Source organism: Streptococcus sp. KHUD_018 (genome assembly GCF_054861215.1).
On record NZ_CM142176.1, the window covers coordinates 1,315,163 to 1,335,356 of the forward strand.

19 protein-coding genes are annotated in these 20,194 nt (G+C 33.6%); 1 reads left to right on the forward strand and 18 read right to left on the reverse strand.

Annotation, left to right across the window (positions count from 1 at the left end; translation table 11 throughout):
• Positions 1 to 9 precede the first annotated feature (9 nt).
• The 15 genes from galT to ACVBD2_RS06745 form a co-directional block, all read right to left on the reverse strand.
• Positions 10 to 1,485, reverse strand: a complete 1,476-nt coding sequence (gene galT, locus ACVBD2_RS06675; protein WP_461685456.1) for a UDP-glucose--hexose-1-phosphate uridylyltransferase — start codon at positions 1,483 to 1,485, stop codon at positions 10 to 12.
• Between the two features lie 16 nt (positions 1,486 to 1,501).
• Positions 1,502 to 2,140, reverse strand: coding sequence for a PhoU domain-containing protein (locus tag ACVBD2_RS06680; RefSeq protein WP_461685457.1), 639 nt, complete (start codon positions 2,138 to 2,140; stop codon positions 1,502 to 1,504).
• 82 nt (positions 2,141 to 2,222) lie between these two features.
• Positions 2,223 to 2,954, reverse strand: a complete 732-nt coding sequence (locus tag ACVBD2_RS06685; protein WP_461685458.1) for a protein phosphatase 2C domain-containing protein — start codon at positions 2,952 to 2,954, stop codon at positions 2,223 to 2,225.
• Complete coding sequence (locus ACVBD2_RS06690) at positions 2,941 to 5,058, reverse strand: glycosyl hydrolase family 28-related protein (protein ID WP_461685459.1); 2,118 nt, start codon at positions 5,056 to 5,058, stop codon at positions 2,941 to 2,943. Before ACVBD2_RS06690 ends, ACVBD2_RS06685 begins: the two co-directional genes overlap by 14 nt.
• An 849-nt stretch (positions 5,059 to 5,907) precedes the next feature.
• Positions 5,908 to 6,198 (reverse strand): DUF5960 family protein, encoded by a 291-nt coding sequence (locus tag ACVBD2_RS06695; RefSeq protein WP_001080185.1) that lies wholly within the window; start codon positions 6,196 to 6,198, stop codon positions 5,908 to 5,910.
• The gene (locus ACVBD2_RS06700) at positions 6,188 to 6,553 is read right to left on the reverse strand and encodes a hypothetical protein (protein ID WP_000981958.1); all 366 of its coding nucleotides are present in this window, start codon (positions 6,551 to 6,553) and stop codon (positions 6,188 to 6,190) included. Before ACVBD2_RS06700 ends, ACVBD2_RS06695 begins: the two co-directional genes overlap by 11 nt.
• Positions 6,550 to 7,965 carry a Y-family DNA polymerase gene (locus tag ACVBD2_RS06705; protein WP_461685460.1) on the reverse strand — a complete coding sequence of 472 codons (1,416 nt, stop codon included), beginning with the start codon at positions 7,963 to 7,965 and terminating at the stop codon, positions 6,550 to 6,552. Before ACVBD2_RS06705 ends, ACVBD2_RS06700 begins: the two co-directional genes overlap by 4 nt.
• A gap of 2 nt (positions 7,966 to 7,967) precedes the next feature.
• Complete coding sequence (locus ACVBD2_RS06710; RefSeq protein WP_461685461.1) at positions 7,968 to 8,651, reverse strand: LexA family transcriptional regulator; 684 nt, start codon at positions 8,649 to 8,651, stop codon at positions 7,968 to 7,970.
• A gap of 263 nt (positions 8,652 to 8,914) precedes the next feature.
• Positions 8,915 to 9,673, reverse strand: a complete 759-nt coding sequence (gene pezT, locus ACVBD2_RS06715; RefSeq protein ID WP_000405371.1) for a type II toxin-antitoxin system toxin PezT — start codon at positions 9,671 to 9,673, stop codon at positions 8,915 to 8,917.
• Entirely contained in the window at positions 9,673 to 10,149 is a 477-nt protein-coding gene (gene pezA / locus ACVBD2_RS06720) for a type II toxin-antitoxin system antitoxin PezA (RefSeq protein ID WP_000579606.1), read from the reverse strand. The genes pezT and pezA overlap by 1 nt, the downstream gene beginning before the upstream one ends.
• Before the next feature lie 69 nt (positions 10,150 to 10,218).
• Positions 10,219 to 10,491, reverse strand: a complete 273-nt coding sequence (locus tag ACVBD2_RS06725) for a hypothetical protein (RefSeq protein WP_000495440.1) — start codon at positions 10,489 to 10,491, stop codon at positions 10,219 to 10,221.
• A 37-nt stretch (positions 10,492 to 10,528) separates the two neighbouring features.
• On the reverse strand, positions 10,529 to 10,912 hold the full coding sequence (locus tag ACVBD2_RS06730) for a DUF5945 family protein (RefSeq protein WP_000159212.1): 384 nt from the start codon (positions 10,910 to 10,912) through the stop codon (positions 10,529 to 10,531).
• Positions 10,909 to 11,142: a DUF5965 family protein gene (locus tag ACVBD2_RS06735; RefSeq protein ID WP_000152421.1), complete on the reverse strand. Its 234-nt coding sequence runs from the start codon at positions 11,140 to 11,142 to the stop codon at positions 10,909 to 10,911. The genes ACVBD2_RS06730 and ACVBD2_RS06735 overlap by 4 nt, the downstream gene beginning before the upstream one ends.
• A gap of 50 nt (positions 11,143 to 11,192) precedes the next feature.
• Entirely contained in the window at positions 11,193 to 12,278 is a 1,086-nt protein-coding gene (locus ACVBD2_RS06740; protein WP_461685462.1) for a DNA primase, read from the reverse strand.
• A 9-nt stretch (positions 12,279 to 12,287) separates the two neighbouring features.
• Positions 12,288 to 12,929 carry a peptidylprolyl isomerase gene (locus ACVBD2_RS06745; RefSeq protein WP_261044535.1) on the reverse strand — a complete coding sequence of 214 codons (642 nt, stop codon included), beginning with the start codon at positions 12,927 to 12,929 and terminating at the stop codon, positions 12,288 to 12,290.
• Positions 12,930 to 13,088: 159 nt separating this feature from the next.
• On the opposite strand from ACVBD2_RS06745, the gene ACVBD2_RS06750 reads away from it, so the two are divergent.
• Entirely contained in the window at positions 13,089 to 13,286 is a 198-nt protein-coding gene (locus tag ACVBD2_RS06750; protein WP_084888021.1) for a hypothetical protein, read from the forward strand.
• Positions 13,287 to 13,299: 13 nt separating this feature from the next.
• Here the strand turns inward: ACVBD2_RS06750 and ACVBD2_RS06755 are convergent, their stop codons facing one another.
• From ACVBD2_RS06755 to ACVBD2_RS06765, 3 genes are all read right to left on the reverse strand, one after another.
• The gene (locus tag ACVBD2_RS06755) at positions 13,300 to 13,596 is read right to left on the reverse strand and encodes a DUF5966 family protein (RefSeq protein ID WP_261044534.1); all 297 of its coding nucleotides are present in this window, start codon (positions 13,594 to 13,596) and stop codon (positions 13,300 to 13,302) included.
• Between the two features lie 13 nt (positions 13,597 to 13,609).
• Positions 13,610 to 13,894 carry a DUF5962 family protein gene (locus ACVBD2_RS06760; protein ID WP_261044533.1) on the reverse strand — a complete coding sequence of 95 codons (285 nt, stop codon included), beginning with the start codon at positions 13,892 to 13,894 and terminating at the stop codon, positions 13,610 to 13,612.
• A 74-nt stretch (positions 13,895 to 13,968) separates the two neighbouring features.
• A complete protein-coding gene (locus ACVBD2_RS06765; RefSeq protein ID WP_461685463.1) occupies positions 13,969 to 20,175 on the reverse strand; it encodes a DEAD/DEAH box helicase family protein in 6,207 nt (2,068 codons plus the stop codon).
• Between the last annotated feature and the right edge of the window lie 19 nt (positions 20,176 to 20,194).

Genomic DNA, 20,194 nt, shown 5'->3' on the forward strand with positions numbered 1-20,194 from the left:
TATTTCCTCCTAATTAATTCCAACCGATTTAACAAATCTCATAAATGCTTCATGTCCGGTTTGAGTATTCTTATAAACACCTGCATCTTCGAGAACTCTCGCAAATACTTGCCCTACTTCATGTTGAACTACGCTATGAACCTCCTCCTCTTTAAGGACAGGATATTTTTCTTTCAATTGAACGGCCCATTCTAAATGATAATCAGCAATTGCATTATCTTTTCCTAAAAGATATTTCTCAACTTCTTCTAACTCTGTTTTCAAACGAGGTGGTAAAATCGCAAGTCCCATCACCTCAATTAACCCGATGTTTTCCTTTTTAATATGTTGTACATCTTGATGAGGATGGTAAACACCATCTGGGTATTGTTCAGTAGTATGATTATCTCTCAAAACAATATCCAATTCATATCTCCCATTTACTTTACGAGCAATAGGAGTCACCGTATGGTGTGGAATATCTTCAGTCTTAGCAATGATGTCTACGTCTAAATCTGAATATTCTCTCCAGATATCTAGGATTTTAGTGGCTAATTCTACCAAACGATTTTTATTTTCACCTTGTAGCCTAATCACTGACATCGGCCATTTTATAATCCCAGCTTTAATATCCTCAAAGTCTTTAAAAAGAAATTCTCTCTCAAATTTTGCTTTTTCCATTGGGAAAATATGTTTTCCTCCCTGGTAGTGATTATGACTAAGGATAGATCCTCCTGAGATAGGAAGATCAGAATTTGAACCAGCAAAATATCCTGGTAAAATATCAACAATCTCCAATAATTGTTCAAATGTTTTAGACGTAATAGCCATTGGTACATGTTGACTATTCAAGAATATCGCATGCTCATTAAAATATGAGTATGGAGAATACTGGAACCCCCATACTTCGTCTCCCAGTTCCAATCGAATAATTCTATGATTAGCACGTGCTGGATAATTTATTCTCCCCTGATAACCTTCATTTTCCATACAAAGTAAACATTTTGGATAATTAGATGACTTTACTAATTTTTCTGCCGCGATTGTTTTCGGATCTTTTTCCGGTTTTGATAAATTGATTGTAATTTCAAGTGAACCATAATTAGTTTCAGTATGAAAAGCTATATTTTTAGAGATAGCTGACAATTTAATATAGTCGCTATCTTTACTTAGCTGATAGAACTCTTCAACTGCTTCCTGTGGCGAAACATCATATGAACTCCAAAAAATATCATTAAGGCGACTTGGTAATGGAACGATGAAATTCATCAGCTCTGCACCTAAACATTCCTTCGCCTCAGCTAAATCAGCAATTTTGCCATTTTTTAACGCTATTTCCACTAGATCATCTTTTAATTTTTTAAGATCACTATCATTTGAAATCTTATCAGTTCCTTCTTCACCGATTAAAGCCAATATTCTATTTTTTATATATATTTGGTCCATCGATTTATAAATTCCATATTCAATAACTTTATTAGCAAAATTATCTACTATTGTCTGCATATATACTCCTCTTTAACTATAATACTCCAATTTCCTGATAATCTAACCATTTATAAATAGATTGTGTTGTATGGGATATCTTATCAAGAATATTAATAACTTCTAAAAATACAATAGCTTCATCAACATTTGAGGATTCAATAAGAAAGTTCTCTACTACTTTGTCCCCTAGTTTTTGACATAAACCAGATATCAACTTACATTTTTTATTATAGTCATATATATCAGGTTTATAGTTTTTATTCTTATACCATGTTAGAGTTCTCTTTAAGTGCTCCCCTAGAATAAAGTGTATTTTCAGCATTTCATAAAATAATGGTCCCCATTCATGCATTGTATGAATATTTTTTAAATTCTTAACTATTTCAACGACTCGATCACCAATGCGTTCAATATCTGTGGATAATTTTACTATAGTTATAATTTTTCTCAAATCAACAGAAACAGGATGTTGTAAACAGATGAGTTCAATACCTTTCATATCTATTGTAACAACAGCTTCATTAATAAATAGATCATTATCTATAATACTTTGTTTTTGAACTTCGGTTAAGTCATCAAATATCATTTCATACTTTTTTATTATAGAAGCCCATACATCTTCTAGATTATTAGACAACTCAATAATTTCATTGTCAAAATGCTTTCTTAACATTATCTAACCTCAATAATCAATTGCACTATAAAGAACTCTTATAGATAACTGTCTTTATAGTGCATCATATGATGAAATTATTTTAAACATCAATTATCAAAATACTTGCATCATCTTTTTTACCATAAATAGGATCAATATTTGTAGATTCTTTTCTCATTTCAATTAACTCTCCAAAATTGTATCCTGAATTTTGAGTATAAAAATCGTAAAAACCATCAGTCATTAAAACAATATGATTACTAGTTACTTCCAAGCTACCATTTATAACATGATTTATACTACTTTTGTCTAGTGAACCTATCCAATATCCTTCTGGTTTATTAGCTAGCTTCCTAATATTTTGTAATATTGTCTTTTTATCAACTTCATGATTAGTTTTGATTGAAAATTTTCCTTGCTCAAAAAGACAATCTACTCTATGGTCTGTAATAACTTGATTATTGACTATCATAACACAATCGCCAATCATTATGTATTCTAGTTTTATATCAGACAATTTTGCAAAAATAAAGGCAAACGTTGGTAACTGGTAATAATCATCAAATTCACACTTATCTATCTCTATTCTTGTTCTAACGTCATCTAAAGCAAGCTCGAAAATTTTCTTCAATGATAACGAATCGTCACAATACTTTTTGAGACATTCAGAAATAAGGTGAGATACTTCTGAAACTGAATAGCCTATAGAGTCTTTTGCATTAAATAAATCTGTTGCTCCATCTATAATCCAGAAATATTGGTTTTTGTAATCTACGCTATCTTCGTTCTCTATAGCGCTACCTTGTATTGAGCATATTCTATCTATCTTCATAATGACGTTTAAAACTCCATTGTCCAAACAGAAGGCAAATTCCAATTACAGTTATAACCATCTCAGCCATTTTATTTAATCCAGTTTTTGGTAATGCATGTTGATTATTTTTTGTCTCCACTACTTCACTAATATTGGTTACATCATCTTGTTTTTGTGAAATTTCTACTGTTACTACATTATCTGAATCATGATTTGATTTTTCAATTTTATCATCTACACTATTTGCTGAGTAATTATTAGCTAAATTATTTTTGTTTTCAACTACAGGTTTTAATTCCTCCACATGATTATCTGAGTGGTTATCTGAGTGGTTGTCTGAGTGGTTGTCTGAATTTTGGGAAAAGATTTTATAACTTTCATTCTCAGTTATAATATTAAAATCACCGACACTATTATTTGTGTCTGAACTGGTCCCATTAAAATCAGTTTTAAGTAAAGAAACATGATTTCCTGTTAAATTGGAAAGTTGATTATTTAAGACAGTGATACTTCCAGCAGATTCTTCAATTACGATTCCGTCTTTACCTCCTGAAATGATATTATCAGACACTACCAAATTGTCGCTGACTCTTAACATTTCAATGTTTGGCTGTTCAGTAGTTTTCGAATTATTATGAATGATATTCTTTGTTACAGTAATATCAGACACTTTTCCAAGATAATCTGCACTATCTTTTGCAACACGTATTGCTTTTGTTTTAGCATCAGCAATATTAAATACATTTTCAGTAATAGTCACATGTTTATTCAGATCCAATACATCTTTAACATTTTTATAACTATAAGCATTAACTAAAGCAGCACCATTTTCACGATAGTGTTCACTTTCCTCTTTAGTTTTCTTATCAAACCTATTTCCTTTTATTAAAATATCAGTAAATCCTGTAAAGCGAACACCCGCATACATCATATTATCAAAATGATTATTTAGAATTTTAATATTTGAAGGATTTTCAGTTGTTGCAGTTTGATAATGTGTCCCAATTGCAGTTACTAATTCGCCTGATTTTTCGCTTTTACCAAAATAAGAATTTTGAATTGTTACATTTTCAGATTTTTGACCATTATCATTTAGTGCATATGGAAAGCCTTTTCTGGTTAATGGCTCTATTTGAATAGACTCCTTACTGATGATCTGACCATCCTTCATAGTCTTAGGAAGAGCTTGTCCCAAAAAACGAGAGTTATCTACTAGTACGTTTTTTGAACCTGCAATTTGAATGGCATGCCCCTGATAGCTATCTTTAAAGGTAACATTACTTATTGTTACGTTTTTTGAATTTCCTATAGCAAAGGCTCCTGAAGAATTAATCAAAGGGAGATTCTTAGCTTTTGTCCTCTCTTCATTCAAAGCTCCGTTCATATCAATTGTTCCACCAGAGTAACTGATATCTTCAGTTGGTTCCCACTCAACTTGATCTCCATCGTCAGTGAATAAACCTGTCATAAATACAATAGAAGGATGATTTTTGATATTGATACCATTTAATATGGTAGCTTTTTCATGTACTTCTAGGTGTGTATGACTTCTCAAAAAGACAATCTCTTTAACTAAATAAGTCCCCTCAGGAAAATATACTTTCCCTCCACCTAATCCTTTAGCAGCTGCATCTATTGTATCCTGAATTGCTTGTCGGTCATCATTAACCCCATCGCCTACTGCACCATAATCTTTTACATTTAAAGCAATTTTTTCAAAATTTTTTTTTATAGTGCTATCATTTACAATATCTTCTTTATTGTTCTTACTTTCATTATTAGATTTTTCTGTAGATTCAACTGTTTTATTATCTTGTGAATCAGAATGAATAGTATTATTAGAGTTATCACGATTAGCACCTGACAAACTATCTAAATTATTAGTAGATGAATTAGTATCGATACTTCCAATAGAATCATTATTAGAAATATTTTGAGAGTAATCTAAATCATTGGTAGTTACATTAGAAATCTCTTTTGTATCAATCTGTGATGTAGTAGTACCAACTTCATCAGCTAAAATACTTTGGCTTCCCAAAATTGAAATAGCCAATAAAACTGAGCATGTTCCAACTTTCAATTTACGAATGCTAAATACTTCATTATGAAAAATGTGTTTCATAAGGACCTCCAATATTTTTATTAATTTACAATTTATTATTACTTTTCTTAAAACAGAGAAAATGACACCGCTGTCATTATCTTTATCATATATTTTCTAATTTGAATTGTCAAGAAATAACACAATAAAATACAACATTTTTGAAAACGCAATCATATTTAAATTTTTATATCTAATCAATATACAAAATATTTTTTTAATTTCTTCCAATATTTCTAGTTTGAGATAATAGTTTCATTGTTTCGAAAAAATCTTCTAAAATATCACTAAATTCTATTTAATAAAAGTCGTAATCTTTTAATTATAATTTAAAATCATGACCATCCGTCAAACGGGTGATCTGTGCTAGGGCTATAAGTTCAGATTACTAGCTAGCGTCTAAAGACGCTGGCTTTCACTATGTGACTATTAGTCCGTCTCACACCTAGCGGAGCGAGACGGACTAATAGTTACGTAAAAAAGAACGCTTGGTAAAAAGTCTTTAAAATAAAAAAACGCATATTATCAGGTATCTAAAACCTTAATAATATGCATTCTTGTGGAAAGATTTACTTCATTTTCTCCTCAAATTGAGTTTTACCCAGCCTCCAGTATTGTTATAGAATTACTTAGAGTCCTAATTTTTCCTTTATAATCATGTCAAACGAAATAGTTAATTCATCACCTCCTATTATTTTTTTGGATGTTATCAATATTAGAATGAGATAGTTTTTAATTATAGTATTAAAACAGTCGTGATGTTTTTTAATTTATTTATTCAACTACTATATTTCTTGTTTCACAATTAAAATTATTTTATTAATCTTTAATTTTATCTATTGATTTTTGTTTTCAATTGTTCAATAATTTTCATAAACTAAAGCAATGTCTCTGATATTCATACTGCCTAATCCCACTACTATCTTTATTCATCTTGATAGAAAAAACAAAGTAATGGTCCCGACCGTCTAAAGATTTACTTTTGTCAAGTTTAAAATAATGTTTTTGAGACATAGCCATTGTGCGTAAAATATCATCGGTAATAAATGTTAATGGTATATCTAAAGCAGAATACTTGTAAAAATCTGACTCAAATCGTAAATAAGAATCAGAAAAATAATCTAGCTGCAATTTATCGTCATATAATTCTTTACGATTCATGTAATTCCTCACCTTCTATCTGGATATCAAGTATATCTAACCATTCTAATCGAAGAAATCCAATGTCTGATTTTATAGATATAAACTCTTTCCCAATTTCTTTAACAATACCCGATACTACTTTTCTTCTATTTGAGTGCTTAAAAATAAACGTTGCAGGGAATGTATTCGTATAAAGTTGACGAACAAGTAAAACTTTCACTTCCATTGATAAAGTAATTGAGACATCTTCTTTATTTTTTTCTTCCCAAAGAGAACTTGAATGTTCTGACAAAAAGAATCCCATCCACTTAGCCATCCCACGATCTTGATACTCTCTTGCAGATAAAAACGGCAAATAAGAACGATTCATCATTTTAGCCCATCTAATCCTCCAGCTGAATGACCACCAATGAGTTTACTTCTTGCAATTGTTCTAGAAGCCTGATCCAGGGCATTTCCTTTCAATAGTGAAGTAAAACCAAATTCTGTTCGAATAGCATCGATTGCGGACTGGAGCCTTTCTTCTTTTTCTATTTTCTCAATATCATCAAATAATGAAATCAATCCAAAGGATTCATCTACTAAACCAGAATAGTTAACCGCAACATTCCTAATAGCTCCTGAAGTATATTTAGTGTTAAATAACTTTAAAACGTAATTTGTCAGTAATGCTGTTTGATTGGTCGGTTCAATCTTCATTTGAGTATGAATAGATTGTTTCTGTTCTACTTTAGAATATCCTAAGTGTATAGAAACCACAGTCGCTTTTTTACCAGCTCTTCTCAATCTAACTGCAACTTGTTCTGCCATTTCACGAAGTATAATTTCAATATCTCTTTGTTTGACATAATCTCTAGGTAAAACTTGAGAGTTCCCTATCCCTTTTGACTTCGGCTTATAAGGTTTATGAACATTGCTTTCATCAATACCATTAGCGTGAAACCACAACTCTAGTCCCATAATCCCAAGCTCTTTTTTAATCAAGTCAGGATTAGCCTGTGCCAATTCTTTAATCGAAAAGATACTTAGATTATGTAATCTCTTCTCCATTCTATTTCCAATTCCCCAGAAATCTGTCATTTTAGGAATAGCCCATACTTTCTTTTCTATATCCTCATAGGACCAATTAGCTCTCATTGTCGGAGTCTTTTTAGCTTCATTATCAAGTGCCAACTTAGCTAATAAGGGATTGGCGTTAGACATACCTACCGTTGAATAGATTCCTGTTTTTCTCCAAATCTTTTTTTGAATAGCAGCCGAGATAATATCTAATTTATCTTTCCGACTAATACTTTTATCTGGCACAAAATAATTTAATGAACTTGTTAAATCAATAAATCCTTCATCAATTGAATAAGGATAAATATCGTCTGGTGCCGCAAAATCTTGAAAGATTTTTTGAATTTCCATATTGACTGCTATATAAGTATCCATTCTCGGAGGAACAATCACAGTTGATTTTGCCCATTCCTCAATAAAACGCACATAATCTATCGTTGTCGGTAAACCTTGCTTCTTAGCGTTATAGTAAGAGAACTTCCTAGTTTTTACATCAAATGGTAAATCATAGGAACGTCCAACGTTTGATTTTCCAAAGACCTTTTTAAACATAGGAGAGGAAGCAAGGATTAACCCGGCAGAATTATCTGCACGACTCATAACACAAAGCGAAGTCTTAAGTGGATGTAAGCCTCTATCGACACACTCTACACTTGCGTAAAAAGATTTCATATCAATAAATGCAACGTCACTCTTTGGTTCGAGACTATAATCAAACCAAGTCATACTCAATCCTCTAAAGGCATAAAGTTTCCAACGATTTTCCCTATGATACGAGGATTCTCATCATAAGGCGCAAACTTATCTGAATAGTTCCGATTGAGTGAAACTAATCGAAGCCCATTTTCTTCACGATACACTTTCTTAATATAGGTTTGACCATCCCAATCTATCGCATAGATAGCCCCGTCATAATCAAATCCCGTTTGCTTAATAAGGGCTACCGAACCATTTTCATATGTCGGTTCCATTGAATTACCAAACACCCACGATGCAAAATCATAATCAAATTGATGATCGAAGTAAACTGTATCGTAATTACCATCATCAAAATAAGCTGTTCCTGTACCAGCTGATAATTTTTCGTAGACCTTATAGGCAAAAAGCTGAGGAATGTCTACAACCTTTGCATTCTGTTTGTTCAACAATTCTGTAGCATAATGAAGTGTTGCTTCTTGATTCCTTTCCGTTAGTTTGAGATAGATTTCAACTATTTCATACTCTGATTCAAAATATCGAAGATCTACATTCAAAATCTCACTCAATTTGCTTAAATTGTTTTGATTAGGCTTTGTTTTACCTGATTCCCAATTAAAGTATGAGGCTCTACTAATTCCCAAACTGGATGCAAGTTGAGATTGAGATAATCCTTGACTTTCTCTTTTTCTTTTTAATTTAGTAGGTGAAAACATTTATTCTCCTTTTGTAAGTTTATTAACTAACAAAAGGATACCATAGCTTGTTGAAAAAATCAAGAGTTTAATAACCCTCAAGATTTAAAATAATCATAAACTGCGCTAAATTCGTACTTTTATTGTTAGGAAATCATCACTGAAGAATGCTAAAACTTTTGAAAAAATATGAAGAAGAAAATAGAGAATATAAAAAAGAATCGTTATTTTTTAATTAACGATCCAATAGACTTTATTTTAAAAATCTAACTCTACAAACCATTTCAATTAGTTAAATCTTTCAATCTTTCTTCTCCAGATTTAAGCATCTCTTTCTCCACTTGATTCCATTCTCCAAATAGTAAATAATGAAGAACGGTTGCTGCTGAAGTTGTATTTTCTTTTGAATCATATACACAACTTCTATCTCGTTGGTAAATTTGAATTCTTTCAAAGATAGCTAGTTCTTCCAATTGCCGTGTATTATCAACTAGATGATTTACAATGAAATCATGATGTTCTTTTGGAGTTGCGCGTGCTTGATTTGGATTGATAGCGTATAGTTCTTCATATCGGATAAGGGTGCTCAGATAGGACAGCTTAGGCTTTGTCGCAATCAAGGCTAATTGTACTTCATATCCCCTACTTTTCAAGAGTTGTGCTGTTTTCTTTGGAACATCAATCGTTCGTAAAGTTCCCTCTATCAAAAGATTGTATCCCAAATGACTCAATTCTGTTACTAAAGACTCTACCATTTTCCCTGCAAAATCTTTGGTGTATTCTACACTATCTTTGCCATATTCTTGCTGCAGTCCTGAATAGTGTGGATGCTGAGAACGAAAACTATCACCATCTATGATAACAATATTTCCTTGAAATTCTTTCTGTTTAATACGATGAATTGTAGTCTTACCAGCACCACTTTGCCCTCCAAGCAAAATTGCTATAGGTTGCTTACTGGACTTTTTTCCTCTTGTCAGTGAACGAAGATTCCGTGCTAGAGCATGTTTGAATTCACTATCAGTATAATCTTGGATTTCCATTAGGCTACCATCCGTTTTTCAGACATCTCTAACATACGTTCAATTCCATCCAAATAGCCGCTATACCTCTCAATTTCATCAAAATTTTCTACTAAATAGATATTCGTATGAATCAAGTCAGATAGATCATCACTCATTAAAATCCAAGGATTAGATTCATCATCAATACTAATTCCCTGACTATCTTGATAACGATAGAGTCGAGATAATAGATTAGCACCTCTTTCTTTCACAATTTCAATTTTTAAAGTCAATTCATAATCTTCAACAGGATTGAGCATTTTATCTTCTCCTACAATATCGACATAAGATACATTAAACTTCTGACAAATGATGTCTATTAATTCGGTAGAGACTGAACTCGTTCCATTTTCATAACGACTCAGACTATTTCGTGAAATACCTACAATCCGTGCAAATTCGAGTTGTGTTAAGTCATGTGTTTTACGTAAGGATTTTATGTTCTTTCCAATCATGGCAAACTCCTTTCATTTGATAACACCATTATAACATTTAGAAAAAGTAAATGCACCATTTTTGGTGCATTATTTATTGTTTTTTCTAAATCTCTCTAAATTCTTCTCCAATTGTTCCTTATGAAGTTGATTCTTAGCTTCCTTTAATGTGTCGTCCAATGTTTCTTCCCTATAAATTGATTCTGTTTTTACTTGTTCTGATTCTTGATCTGGAGTGAAAATGATATCTAGCAGTCGGTCTATTTTTTCAAGATCTTGGACAGACATATCAGATAGTCTATGAATTAGCTTCTTAAATACATCACTATTGTCGTGATTTTTCTTAAAAAATGTTGTAAACATCTATAACCTCTCAAAAAAAGCAGCCTATCAGGACTGCTTAGTGTAATTCGGAAATCGCATCATAAATGGACTGCAATTTCTTATTGTCTTTATTCTTAGTGTCAATCAAAGTATGTAGCTCTTCAATTTTCTTTTGACTGCTTTGAATATCACTATTGTTATCCGCAATAAGTCTTTTAAGATGTTGCTGATAACTTGTAGTGATATCTGTCTCTTTTCCTGTTCTAACCTCTGTAACTTTTGGTTTAGAACTAGGATTTGATTCCGTTACAGGTGCTTGTTTGCGCTTTTGAAAAGCTGCTTCATAATTTACATCATTACCTCCTTGATGATTTCCAAATAAGGCCGCAATTTTATCTGGATCTTCTTGATTTTCTGATTTACTTTCTAATGGTTGATTAAAATTCCAATCTTTTGTCATTCACTCATTTCATCCTTTCTAGATTCAGAATCATCGAATTGTCTTTCTTTACCAAAGGCATGGTCAAGAGCTTCTTCAAAACTCATGTGACTGATGCTTTGACGCCTTTTGAACGTCGCAAACATCGCTGTCTCCAGTTGTTCTTTGTAAGCAGCTAGTTTTTCTGTCTCTCTTGCTACCTTACTTTCTTGCCTAGTGACCTTTTCTTCTAAGCGTTCAATTATGGTCATATACGATCCTCCTTCATTTTAATATTAGCTAAAACATCTTGATTTTGTTATCACAATTCTAAACATTGAGAGGTTTGTCTTACTGGCTGATTCCCAAATGTCTCTTTTGCAGACTCAAGCATCAATTGTAAATCTGATTTGTTTTCTCTAAGGACATCATTCCAGTCTCGTTTTTCTTTCCCAGATTCATTATCAGGCAAATCCAGTAAAACAGGAAATCCTGATTGAGATAACTTATCAGAAAATTCTTTACCTGCATCATCACAATCTACCGCAAGTGTCAATAAATCAGGATGATTATCAAAATAGCTGGTGGTATCACGAATTGTATTGATTAAAGGCAATAACTTTGAAGGTATTACTGTATCCAAAAATTCCAACTTCTGATTTTCTTCAGCTATCAGTCGTAAAGTTTGATAAGCAACAATAGACCTTTTTAATCCTTCCATAGATACCAAACGAACATCAGATAGACTTTGTTGATGAAGCTCGTAATAGCTCATCAAGTCGACGAACGATTCACAAAAGACCAGTCTATTTGGTTTACCAATATCAAAGGATATTCCAATATGTCCATGGCTTCCTTTTAGAATCGTTTTCAGTCTCTCTCTAGGAAGAGAGTGATTCTTATAAATCCCTTGTAGGCTTGCCGCCTGCAGTTTGTGACGATGATCAAAACTTTTAAAAACAATAACAGGTTCAACTGTTTCATTTGTTTTCCAACTGGCTTGTGTAATCAGACCTTGTTGAATCATCTTTTGTACGATTTCTTCTGAGATTCCTCTACATTCTGTTAAGTAATATCTGGTCAAACGACAGTCAGAATCTTCTATTGAATTTAAAGGATAATAAAATGGTCTCTCTCTTTTTTCTTGAACAATGCCTTTTTGAAAAGGTTCTTCAGAAAGAAAAGATAGAGCTTCTTTAAAGGAAATTCCCTTAACAAGTCGAACAAAATCAATGACATCACCTTGAATATCTCTTGAAAACCATTTAAAAGTATTGGTAGTTGAAAAAATCCGAAATGAATCGTGTTCAGAATGCTCATAGACACTGCTCGAAACTTGTTTAAAGGAGATACCTAAACGATTGGCTACATCAAGAATTGAAATTTGCTTACATTCCTCTATATTCATAAAACATCATCATTTTGTCGTAGTATTTGGTAGTGATGGAACTGATGATGATTCTTCTAAAGTTTTGGAAGTTGCCTTATCTAAATCATCCAACCCAGATTTCCAAACCTGTACTTGATTGACCAATAACTTACCAGGTAGTTTCGAATAAGACAACTTAACCGTTCTGGTTTCTGTTTGATTGGTCTTTGATTGGTTGGCATTCTTTAAATCAGATACATAGGTTACATTATAAGAGACCATGGCAATGGCTTGATTCGTAGTCTGATTAACAAAGATATCAGCTTTTTCAAAATGATAATCCAAAATATAATCCTTATACACTTGGTTCATGGCATCATTTTGACTTGACAATTCTTGAGAATAAGCTGATTCAGTCATATAAGGTTGAATACGTGTATTATTTTCCCCTAGTTTTTCTTTCGTATAGTACTGTGTCAAAAATTCTTTTACAGTATCTGATGACAAAATACTTGCTTTATCTTCTGCTTGTTTGTCCTCTACAAGTTTAGCTGCAGCTAATTCGATTTCTTTGCGACTTTGTTTAGCAGTAGAATGTTGACCAGCAGTATATCCCATCATAAGAATAAAGCTAGTTGCAGCCACTGCTCCAACACTAATTAAGGCTTTAGTTTTGACTTTATTTAACATCTTAGACCTTCTTTCTATAAAAACTAGGTCAAGAATAACAAAAAGAACTTGTAAGTTTTATCACATCACAACGAAAGGTAATTCCTACATTTCAGGCGCAAAATCGTACAGTTCAGAGAAAAATATCAAAACTAGCTGTCTTCAGCTTATAATGTAACTATGAAACATTTAAAAGAAGAAAATTTGATAAGAGCTCTTTCTCATATTGAACGACATAAACAAGCCATAAATACAAGTAATAATAGTGAGGATAAAAATTATCATAAATTATTGCTCCAATTTAGCTATGAAGTATATGAAAGAATTAAGGTTAATAAAAAACCTTATCCAAATTTAGATTCAGATAAAGTTTTTTAACCATCTAACAAGTTCACATTTTTTCCTTATTTTTGGAGTTTATGAAACGCCAACAGAATCCTAGAAGCAAGATCAGATTGATGAAAAGGTACACAGCAGTAAAACTAGTTAAACCATGTTGTCTAATATCATCAAAGTATAAAGTTGGTTCAGTAAAGAACAAATAAATTCCATACCCCTCTACGAAAATAAGAAAACTGACAAAACCAATCAGGAAAAGTCCACTGGCAATAAGAAAGAGTCTCCATAAAAGAATGAGAATCCCTCCTACTGCTAAAAAAATTACTGGGATAAGGAGTAAATCATTCATGACTTTCTCCTTTCTAGTCAATCAATTGACGATAATGGGTGGCAAGAGAGGAATCAAACTCTTCTAATTTTTGAACTAAGTCCAAATACTCCTCTTTTTCATGTTCTTCAAAGTCCACACCTCGATGATTCTGAAGCGCGATTTCCAATTGACTAGTGAGTTCTCGTTTGGAAAAGCTGTAATCCCCCGTCACTTCCTCATAATGTTCCTTTAGTTCCTTGTAGGCTTGGTATTCTTCAGATGTTTGAAATCCCTGTACCAAGGCCTCTTCTAATTGATAATAGGTATCTTCCATCATAATCGTTACCTCTTTTCTTTCTATCTTTATTTTACCGCGCTTTTCTTTTCTTGTCCGCTATTTGTATCTATTTTTTAATCCAATTCAAAAGAAAGTTGTTCCTGCCTTTCTTTTCCTTTTTCATGGAATTGTTTTAAGGCCTGATCAATAATATCTAAATCCGTTTCTGTTTCAATCAATGGCGCGAGTACATCGTATTCGGCCTTTTTAGTTTGATAGTCCTCTTCCTTTGTAAAATTTTTCTCAATTTCTACCTTAGCAGTAGTCCATTTATCCTTTAATTCATCCAGTAAGTTCTGTGTTTTCGCTTGATCCTCTTTAATGTGATCAATCGTATGCTGAAGCCTTTGAATTGTCCCCAAAGGAGAATACAAATCTAAACTGACAGAATACTGATTTTCTCCTACAATCTTAACAGAGAAGTTTTCAGGAAGAGGCTGATCCGTTGGAAGACTAAGCATTTTAATGTCAAATCCTCGATAGCTTGCTAGGGTTCGGAATTCTTTGCTGTCAGCTTGATTATGACGGATAAGACGGTGTAGGGATTCCCCTGCTTCAGCTCGTTGATCAAAAGCTTGCTTACCTACCGTCATAGAAAATGCCTGGTCTTTCGATATTTCAGACTGTTGAATATCGCCTTCATACTTGCTTAATCGTTTCTCTAGAATGGGTACATTTTCTTCACAGTAAGATATTGTATGACGATAGTGATCCTTGCTGCGTTGAAAGGCGCGTCTTTGATTTTCTAATAGGGTTAGATCATTCTCTAGTTCCATCTTATATTTGAGATAAGGATTACCTGTTGCTAGTGCCTTAAAATCAGAAGCTGTCATGGTCTGCTCATCAATGTCTTCTGCAGCACGAATCGGCTCCTTAGAAGTCATAATCTGCTTAATATAACGGAGTTTGTTCTCCTGAGTTGCCCATAGATAATTATCAAATGAACCTTTTGTAATGTAGTGGTAAATATCCACTTCCTTGTTTTCATTTCCCTGTCGGATAATACGTCCATTGCGTTGCTGAATATCACTTGGTCTCCACGGTACATCCAGGTGATGAACTGCTTTCATCTTGCTCTGAACATTTAAACCTGTTCCTCCTTTTTCAGTTGAGGCAAGGAGAATCCGCACCTCTCCTGCATTGACCTTTCGAGACAAACTATTCTTTTTTTCATCACTATTGGCATCATGTACAAAGGCAATTTCCTTACTAGGGATTCCTCTATCAACTAATAAAGCCTTAATCTCAGAATAGACATCAAAGCCATTATCCTTTTTCTTAGGTGTGCCAATATCTGAAAAAATCATCTGAGTAGCCTTATTTTCCATTCCTTCACGATAAATTCTCTCAACATTATCCACTACCTGAAGCAGTTTATGATTGTCTGCTAGACTATAACTAGAGTCCAATAAACGCATATCAATTGCTAGTTTTCGTGCCTCACCCGTAATCTTTAACATGTTATCCTGGCTCGGATCAACTGTTCCACATTTGACCGCATCTGACCTCATAACCAATTCTTCTAAATAGAGTTTCTGGTTTTCAGTTAACTCACTCTCAATAGGGATAATATGAGCTTCTGGAACAGGTAAATCCAACATATCTTGTGTTTGAATGTCGGCTGTTTCTTTATAGATTTTCATCAACTCAGGTAGATTGACAAACTTTTTAAATCGTTTCTTAGGTTGGTACTTATCCCCTGTAGGAGCTAATTCCATAGAGTTTTGAATTTCTCCAAAAGCACCTACCCAAGAGTCAAAATAATCAACTTGATAGCGTTTTAAGATATCTGGTTGAATATAGTTCATCATAGTATATAACTCACTAATAGAATTGGAAACAGGTGTTCCTGTCGCAAAGACAATGTTTTTAAAATCATGCTCTTCCTGAATCTGTCGAACCTTCATTTCCATATCCACGTTCTTCTTAGAGGTTGTATTGGTAATACCTGCTACATTTCCAAGTCCAGTAATTGGACGAATATTTTTAAAGTGATGTGCTTCATCCACAAAAAGAAAATCAATCCCTAGGTTCTCAAAATCAATAAAACTATCACGATTAAAGCGTTGGAGTTCTTCCAATTGTTTCTCTAGACCACTTATTGATTGCTCTGCTTCTTTAACGGTATACTTATTTTCAGAATGTGTTTTAATCTCTCGTAGTTCATTGAGTTTATCCTCTATATAGTTCATCTGTCTTTCCTTACTGACAGGGATTTTTTCAAATTGAGAATCCCCAATGACAATAGCATCGTAATCTCCTGTAATAATACGTGACACAAATTGTTTTCTTCTCGCCTTCACAAAATCTTTCTTAGTGGTCACAAAGACTTTTTTAGTAGGGAAAAATTTCATGATTTCTTGGCCAAATTGAGCAGACAAACTAGAGGGCACCACATACAAGGGCTTATGAACCATTCCCAACTCCTTTAATTTAAAACCAGCACCAAGCATGGTCAAGGTCTTTCCTGAACCTACCTCATGAGCTAATAAGGCTCTTTTTTCTTCTACGATTCTTTGAATAGCATTCTCTTGGTGAGGACGAAGACTGATGTTTTGTGCCAAGCCATCAATGACTAGATTGCTACCGTCATACTCTCGACTAACCGTTCGATTATAAAGACGATTATAGCTTTCCTCAATGACTTGTTGGACTTCTGGATACCGTGAGACAAAGTCTTGAAAGAGCTCTTGTAAATGCTGCTCTTTTGCTCTTAGAACAGAGGTTTTTTCCAAATCTGTGATGGTCTTTTTCTTTTCTCCTTCCGTAACAGTCATAGTAATCGTCGGTTGGTTTGAATTTAGTAAATTCTCAAAAACCTTTCTTCCTGTATCATAACGTGACCCACTGACTCCAAGACTACTATCTTTGGCACTTGGATAGCGATAAGCAAATGATGTCCTTAAATGAACCTGGCCATCGACAGGATTCACTTCAATGACTTGTTCAACATCTGGCGAAGACAATTCAAATTCACGATTGGTAAAACATTCAAAGGCAAATTTACCATAAACGGATTGAGGAATCCAACGTGACCCTATTTTAAACTCAATATCTGCCAGATGAATCCTTGGAGGGCGAACAGATTCTAACAAATCTAAAGCATGGTTCCAATCACATTCTTGGTTGTTTTCCTCTACTAATAGTTGAACTACTTCTATCTTGTTGAGAATGTCTCCTGATAAAAACTGGTTCTTAGAAAGATATTTTCTTTCCCCTCTTAAATAGCTTTCTGGATCCATTAAAACCTGGTCACCTAACTCATCTAAAATAGCAACTTGGCTATGTTCAGGGTAAATTGATACCATATAGTCTAAATCAACCCCTCTACCATCCGATAAACTAGAATTTAAGGCATCTAGAGCCGTTGAAACTCTTGCAATCACTCTTTCTGGTCTAACCAATGCTTTCTCAAAGGCTAAAGATTTTTTATATTTTACTTTCTGATCTTTAGAATCAATGTATACATCTTCTAAACTTGCTAGTAAAGAATACTTATCGTCACTATCAAATAAGTTCCGATTGACTGAGGCATTCAAGTATCCAAATTGACTTACAAAGCGGTCATAGTCACGATTGAGTTTACTAAGTAATACCTGAAAATCTGTCCGACTATAATCTGGATGACGTTGAATTTCAATTAAGGATTGATAGGTCTCTCTCAAATCAACCATGCCCTTAATACGACTAATATCCTTATCCGATAAGGGGCTTTCATAAAAGACAGTTTTTTTGAACAAGCCCTTATATTTCCCTCTTTTACTCGCTTCTTCTGACTTGTAAACATCTAGTGCTTCCTCATCTGTCAAATGAAGTTGCACGAATCGGTCTATTTTATGTTCAGACAAAGAACTGTCCCAAGCTTTAAAATCTCCCTTCTCATCTACATAATAACTAATTTCGTCTACTTTTGAACTTTTCCGAATGCCATGCGTATCTCGGTAATAAATTTGATTTCCCTCATATCCAAAAGAATAGAGCGCTAACTTCTCACGTATACGACTTGGGATAGAATTATCCACTTCTTCTTGGATAAAAACAGGTGCTTTCAAAGAATTGTCAATTTGTTTAGGTGCTTTCACATTCTCTAATGCTTCCATAATATCAGTAGCTAATGTTTCTGATCCCCCCTTAACATTGAGGGTTCCTCCATTAAAATTACGTATCTCATATTCACCTAAAATCTGTGTATTGTACTTCCCATCAAAATAAGGATTGATCCAGACACGCTTATCCTCCTCAAAGGGAATAGAGCCACCAAAGACAAACTCATCTTCATTAAGATTCTTTGCTTGATCCTTTTGAAAGAAGAGGAGGTCTGTGGTCACTCGAGTACCTGCAATCTTTTTAAAAGCCGTATCCGGCAAACGAACTCCCCCTAAAAAATGAGTGTTGGATTTAATCTCTTGTAAGACATTATCTGTCCGCTTATCCATTGTCCCGATAGATGAGATAATCGACACTTGTCCTCCATCTCTTACTAAATCAAGTGAGTGTTTGACAAAGTAATCATGAATCATATAAGGTTTATCATAGTTTTTATCTGCAATGCGAAAATTTCCAAATGGAACATTCGTTAAGACTAAATCAAAACTATTATTTTGATAGGGAACTTCTTCAAATCCTCGCACTTCAATATGGGTATTGGGGTGGAGTTGTTTTGCGATTGCGCCTGTCACACTGTCTAATTCAACCCCATAAAGTTCTGACCTCTCTCGTATACTTCTAGGCATAGCCGCAAAAAAATTCCCAGTCCCCATAGATGGATCTAGAATTCTTCCTCCTTCAAAGCCGTCTTCCACTAATTTTTGCCAAATTTGGCGAATAATCATTGGGTCTGTATAATAGGCTGTGAGAGAACTTTGTTTCATAGTGGAGTATTCTGATTTACTTACTAAACTCTTAAGAGTTAAACGTTCTGCTTCATACTTTGGATTGAGTTCATCAAAAAATTCATTGGCAAGACCACCCCATCCAACATACTTGGCTAGTAGCTCTTGTTCTTCTGGATTCGCTTGTCGTCCCTCTTTTTCTAATCTTTTAACAAGTTCAATTGCGGCGATATTCGTTTCAATTTTTTCTCGATTTGTCTTAGGATAAAAGTCCTCTAAATCATCTGGAAAAACAAAATCTTGAACGGGGACATCCGTCTCTTCTATACCTGAAATTAGAGTTTCTGTTTCCTTTTCATTTTCTTCTTCCAAATAGGAAAACAAATCTATTTCCTGACTTTCACTTGATGAATCAATCTCAATCTCTAATTCTTCTTTTTCAAGTTCTACAAGAGACAAAACTTGTTCAATCTCTTCCAAACTGTTCAAGTATAAGATAGGATTCTCTTCAAATAACTGGTTAGAATCATTGAATAGCTCTAGGCGAACTAAGTCATTTAACTGTGCATTTTCAATCGAAACCAATCGAAATACTTGACCTTTATAACTTACTTGTGAACCAATCGGATATTCCCTCAAAGCTTCTTCTACAATTTTATCGACATTAGAAAAAAGGTTAGTTTCTTCTGTTTCCTGTTCAATTTCACTTGAAGGAGATAAGGATTCCTCTACTTGCTTAGACTTTTCGCTTCTAGCCTTTACATCATCAAAATGACTAATAATCTTCATCTTTTGTGTCAGTGGGAGTTGTTGGTAGTTTTCTTCACGATGAACAAGATCCGTAACTGTATCTAAAGTAGCCATCAATTCTGAACCCATATAGGCTAGAACATCTCCCTCTTTTTCTTCAAAATGAATCTCAAGAACCTCTTTTTTTAGTTCTTTAGAATCAACCATTAGAAGGAATTCCTCTATATCTCTACTAATACGGTCAGATAGATTATTCGCAACTCGATAGACATTGACTAAATTGACATCCTGATTCTGATGAAATACAAGCTCACTTAATGGTGTTAGCTTCTCTTTTTCAGATTGGATGTAAAATCGAGTGGAAAGGTTATAGGTTGCGACTTCTAGCACCAAGTTTTTCTCCCAATTACTTAATTGAGATAATTTATCTAAACCTACTTGTCCAAAATTTCTTGTGTAACTTTCTAGATCTTGGTCATTATTTTCAGAACTGGTCTCTAGAAAAGAAACAATATCTTGATGAAACGAATAGACATGAGGTATCTCTTCTATCTTGCCCTCTTCAGTCAAAAAACTCTCTACCAAGTCCTGCCATTTCTCATCAAAATGTTGAGCTTGATAACGAAGAAATAGGGTCATTTTCTCTCTATCTTTTGGAATTGTTCCACGAAACATAGCCAATAATTGCATTACTTCCATTATTGCTCCTTTCATCTAT